The organism is Aeromonas sp. Prich7-2 (genome assembly GCF_017939255.1).
GTDB classification, from domain to species: Bacteria; Pseudomonadota; Gammaproteobacteria; order Enterobacterales; family Aeromonadaceae; genus Aeromonas; species Aeromonas caviae.
Genome location: NZ_JAGKRI010000138.1, coordinates 1 through 293, shown reverse-complemented (window position 1 = coordinate 293; position 293 = coordinate 1). Strand labels below are relative to the sequence as shown.

At 54.6% G+C, this 293-nt stretch carries 1 protein-coding gene; it reads right to left on the bottom strand.

Going from position 1 to position 293, the window contains the following annotated elements; all coding sequences use genetic code 11:
- Positions 1 to 293: transposase (locus tag J9892_RS17885; RefSeq protein ID WP_210538648.1), on the bottom strand; the 293-nt coding region annotated here is incomplete at both ends.

Below are 293 nucleotides of genomic sequence, written 5' to 3'. Positions count from 1 at the left end.
ATCCCCCGCATATATTTCGATAAATTTCGACCAAATCGTTGCAGCGGCGCTAGCCCGCTTTCCTTCACCTGCCGCATCCAGCTCCGCCATCGTCGCCATCCTTCCCACACGCTCGGCGCATACCAGATGCCCTTCAACCCCTCTTTTAGCACGTACACCATCGCCAGCGGTTGATTCGCCGCCAACAGCTCCTGCAACTTCACATCCTGTTTTTCACTCAACTTCGCCCGATTACGTAGCAGCAACCAACGCGCACTTTTGACCACTTTTCGCGCCGGTTTATCGCTTTTCAG